The 4,355-nt window shown below is 68.5% G+C and carries 5 protein-coding genes; 3 read left to right on the top strand and 2 right to left on the bottom strand.

What is annotated here, in order from left to right; translation table 11 throughout:
* On the bottom strand, positions 1-530 hold a 530-nt coding region (locus WA805_RS08910; RefSeq protein ID WP_425242102.1), incomplete at its 3' end, for a hypothetical protein.
* A gap of 373 nt (positions 531-903) precedes the next feature.
* On the opposite strand from WA805_RS08910, the gene WA805_RS08905 reads away from it, so the two are divergent.
* Both WA805_RS08905 and WA805_RS08900 read left to right on the top strand, forming a co-directional pair.
* Positions 904-1,770, top strand: a complete 867-nt coding sequence (locus WA805_RS08905; protein WP_422286373.1) for an NAD(P)H-binding protein — start codon at positions 904-906, stop codon at positions 1,768-1,770.
* A gap of 193 nt (positions 1,771-1,963) precedes the next feature.
* Positions 1,964-2,182, top strand: a complete 219-nt coding sequence (locus WA805_RS08900; protein ID WP_424563680.1) for a hypothetical protein — start codon at positions 1,964-1,966, stop codon at positions 2,180-2,182.
* A 328-nt stretch (positions 2,183-2,510) separates the two neighbouring features.
* Here the strand turns inward: WA805_RS08900 and WA805_RS08895 are convergent, their stop codons facing one another.
* On the bottom strand, positions 2,511-3,821 hold the full coding sequence (locus tag WA805_RS08895) for a hypothetical protein (protein ID WP_425242101.1): 1,311 nt from the start codon (positions 3,819-3,821) through the stop codon (positions 2,511-2,513).
* A 258-nt stretch (positions 3,822-4,079) separates the two neighbouring features.
* On the opposite strand from WA805_RS08895, the gene WA805_RS08890 reads away from it, so the two are divergent.
* Positions 4,080-4,355: helix-turn-helix domain-containing protein (locus tag WA805_RS08890; RefSeq protein WP_425242100.1), on the top strand; the 276-nt coding region annotated here is incomplete at its 3' end.

Genomic DNA, 4,355 nt, shown 5'->3' with positions numbered 1-4,355 from the left:
AGCGGCTTCCAGAGGCTGGCCCAGTTACGGCCCGGCCGGGTCGTCAGCGCGATTGTCAGCCCGACTGGGCCCGGATCGATGGTGGCCGCCCGCGCCGCAAGCCGATCGTGGAGCCTTTGCTTCCATTCTCTGCGCTCATAAGACCCTGCCATCCGGGTCGAGAACTGCGGGGTGGCCCCGGCCGTGTCCGGCCGGGCGGATCCCACCGCCAGTGACGACGGCCCGTGGATCTTGCGGCCGAAGACAGCCGCCACCCGCTCAGGGCCTAGCCGCTGAGCGACTGGGAACAGGTAGTTGTCCAGGTCATGGCCACCATCAGTCAGTGAGACGCCATCGCTGAACCCTACGATCAGCTCGGCCGCAACCCGGCCGCTCACAGTCGCCAGCACCGGCCCCGCTACGGCGTCCACGTGCGCCAGGAAGCGAGCCAGCTTCACCTGGCTGGGATGCGCTTTCCGGTCCCAGCTGGCCAGCTGCGGCTTGACGCTATGCCGCATAGCGCCTACCGGGCGGCGGTACACCGTTGCCATGTGAGCCATCGTCGTGCGCATCCGCATCTGGTGGCAACCAGCCGATACCACCGGCAAGTTACGCGCTCGCAGCGGCAGATGCGGGCACCGATCACACCGGAATCATCTCAGCATCCTGGTCTGGCCACTTTCGCTCATCCGCCCTCTGGTCTGGCTTAGGTCCAGATCTACGGGTCGCTGGGGCGGGCATGATGATTGCGTCCTACGGATCCTAAATTCGGAGGTTTGCAGGCCTGGTCACGACCGCTGGACGGTGTGATTCCGGAATCACGAGGTATCCCGATGGTGGCGGGCTGACCGCGGCCGATCGGGGCCACCGGGAGCAGGTGCGGTTGGCGGCGGAGCTGATCGAGCTTCACCGAAAGGAGACACGATGACCACCGCAGTGATCGGCGCCACCGGCCGCGTCGGCAGCGAGATCGTCGGTGGCGTACTGGCGCGCGGCGGTGCGGTCACCGCGCTCGTTCGCGACCCCGGCAAAGCCCGCCTCGCCTTCGGCGAACCCGGCGGGCTGCACATCCGTCCCACGCGCTTGGACGATCCGCGCGACCTTACCGAGGCTTTTGACGGGATTCGCACGGTATTCATCGCGATGGGATCAACCGGGATCGAGGGCGTCCTGCAGCGGATCGCGATCAACGCCGCCGCCAGGATCCCGTCGATCGAGCAGGTCACCCGCCTATCGGTGCTCAACACCTCGGCGGACTCACTGGGGATCAACCAGCGAGCCCACTACAGCATCGACCAGTTCGCCTCCTCGACCGCAGTGCCGTACTCGACGATCCGTCCTGCTATCTTCTCGGCGTCGCTGCTCGCCGCGGCCCCCGAGGTGCGCGCCTCGCGCACCTGGACCGGCCTCGCCGGCAGCGGCCGCATGGCCTTGATCGACCATCGCGACGTGGCCGAGGCCGGGCTGCGCGTGCTCACCGACCCGGCGCTATGGGGCGCGCACCACGACCTGACAGGCCCGGCTCCCATGTCGTGGCCGGAGGCGCTCGAGCTGCTTTCCGCGGAACTCAGCGAGCCCGTCAGCTTCCGGGTCGCGGCCGAGCGGCAGTTCCTCGAACGCCTCACCGGCGCCGGGGTACCGGCGGGGACGGCTGAGCTGCTCATCACGCGCGAGTGGGCGATCCTCGCCGGTGAGAACGATTACACGACCGGCACCTTCCAGCAGATCACCGGCCGCCCCCCACGCCCAGTCGCCGAGTTCCTTCACGACTACCGCGCGGAATTCGTCTGATGCCCGCGCGTCATCCTCACTCGATCCCGCTCGGCGGCTTCCTCGCCAGCACCGGCCTCGACCTCGCACCCTTCCTGTAACCCCAAGAATTAGCGATGTCTAGCCTTCGGCGAGTACGGCGAGCGGAGCACCGTCGGGAGCTAAGTGGGGAGCCATCGTCGGCCGACCCGCCAGTCGGGCTGCGCCGGCGCGCGTGCGGTACCTGACGCAGGTGATCTGGGGACCCGGCTGCCGGGTGGCTGTGGAGCCGGTAACCGGGGAGGCGGAATCGCGTCCGCCGGAGGAGATCGCGTGCTGGGAGGCGGGGCTGCTGGCGGTGGCGCGGTGCTGGTTCGCCGGCATCCGCCCTGGTGATGACGCCGCGATTCGCCACAGCCACCGGAAGGACATCAAGGAAGCACTCATCGGGTAAGTCACCGACCAGCGCCATGAGCGGTGATCAGTCGAGTTCTGTCGTTGCTTCATCTACGGTGGCAGGACTGGCCAACCTGGCGGTAAGGGCTGGGTCCGGTTGTCCCCGCGAGGGGTTCAAGAAGGCCAGGAAGTAGACCCGGCCCAGCCGCCGGTCCAAGTCCGCAACGCGGCTAGCGGACGTTCTAGGTCTCACGGCTCGGCGCCGCCTCGCGGCCATGACGGGTCCGGATGTCATCGCCGCGAGGATCTCGCTGTCGGTCAGCGGGCTGTGGCACCGGCTGTGTGTTCAGTCGCCTGGTGCGGTGGAGTACCAGGCCCGGTCGCGGTTACGACGTGGGGACGGTGGCGAGGTAGGTGCGGGGCTTGCCGTCAGACTGTTTCACGTAGACTCCCATCACCTGGTTCTGGAACACGGTGTTCCCGGTCACCATGCTGCAGCCCGCTGGCTTGCACACTCGGCTTGCCGCGACATCGATGGGATACCATGTCGCCCTGCCGAACAAGGGCCAGTTGCCGCCGTTGGTCGGGACGAACGCCATGGACGAGGCCTGGGCCGAGCTGATGGTCGCGAGGTTGAACCCGCCCGGCACGGCGGTGATCCCGTCGAAGTGGGTGACCAGCGCCGGGGCGTTGCCATAGGTGTAGAACCTCGGCGGCCCGAGGTGGCCGGTGCGTTCGTTGTAGTTCATCAGGAAGGCCCGCTGGGTTCGGAGCGAGGAGCCGTGCGCGGAGGAGCCGCCGGCCAGGGTGTAGTTCGGGCTGCCGGGGCCGCCGTTCTGCCAGATGCCATACAGCGTGGTCCCGCTAGCCAGGCTTCCGCCGAGTTGGAGCAGCGTCCACTGGTGGGTGGTCATGTTGTAGATGAACGCGTTGCCGGACACCCCGTGGCCGAGGTTGAGGTCGTAGTTGCCCACTACCAGGTTGCCCATGGTGCTGTGCGCGATGGTGTCCATCACCACGCAGCCGGGCTGGTCGGACGGGCAGGCCCGCACGCCGCCGGCTGTGTTGCTGCCATCGGCAGGCACATCGATGGTTGTCCAGGTGCCACCGCCGCTGACCGGCCCGAGGTAGATCATGCCGTGGTTGAAGACACCGTCACCTGTCCGGTAGCTTCCGACGGCGCGGACCTGGCCGCCCGGGATGGTGTCCGGATTATAGGTGCTGGTGTCAGGACCGTAGAACGTCCCCGTCATGAAGCCCGCGAACGGCGGGGTCAGCGCGTGGAAGCCTGAGTCCTCCGCGGCGCTCGTGAGCGGGCCCTGATACAAGAACGGCAACGTGTTGGCGCCCTCTCCGGTCGCATGCGAGCCTGTCAGGATGACGTCTCCGTTCGTCGTGCCGCGAACGCCGGTGACGATGTCCCCGGCACTCAGGATCTTGGAGATGGAGCCGGTGCTGGTCGCGTCATGACCGGTGATCGGGCTGGCCATGGCCGACCCGGCCAGAGCCAGCACCGCTGCCAAGGCTGCGCCGAGCAGCAACGGGGCATACAGGGCGGTCTTCTTCCGCACCGCCACCAGCGGGAGGTCAGTGGGCCGACAGCAGATCGCGGGGTGGTCGGCCGGGTCGTGCGGGCGGGCCGTGGCCGCCTGGGCGGCGGGGAGCCCGGCTCGGGGTGATGCCTGGTTGGCTGTCATCGGCTGGTCTCCTCTGCTAGGTGTCCTGGCCGTGTTCTGCTGCCTGCGCCTGTCACTTTTGTCACTTTCCGTTGCTGTAGGACCGGGTGTGCGGACGGGTGTCAGCCTGCTTGTCCTCCCGGCCGGAGGTCTACGGACAAACTCGGACAAGGGACCCGGACAAGATGCCGACTGGGGGCGCCGTATGGCCGCGCCGGGTTGGGCGGCGTTAGCATGGTCGGGGCCGGGGCGGTTTCCCGGTGAAGGGGCGGGCCGGACATGGGTGCAGGCCGGGCCGGGCGGGGGCGGCAGGCCCGAGACGCGACGCCGACCTGCGGGCAGTTGCTGCAGCGCTACCGAGTGCTGGCGGGCCTGACGCAGGAAGAGTTGGCCGAACGGGCCGGGTACAGCGGCAACTACATCGGCAAGCTGGAGCAAGATCAGCGGGAGCTGCCTGCTGCTGCTGCCGATCGGCTGGCCGCCGTGCTGGGCCTGGCAGACCAGGACCGGGCGGCGCTGCGCGCCGCGCGGAAACGCCGCCAGGGCTCCCGGGAG

The organism is Trebonia sp. (genome assembly GCF_049794275.1).
In the GTDB taxonomy this organism is placed as follows: domain Bacteria; phylum Actinomycetota; class Actinomycetes; order Streptosporangiales; family Streptosporangiaceae; genus Trebonia.
The sequence above is the reverse complement of the archived record's forward strand: the minus strand, read 5'-3'. Positions and strand labels throughout refer to the sequence as shown.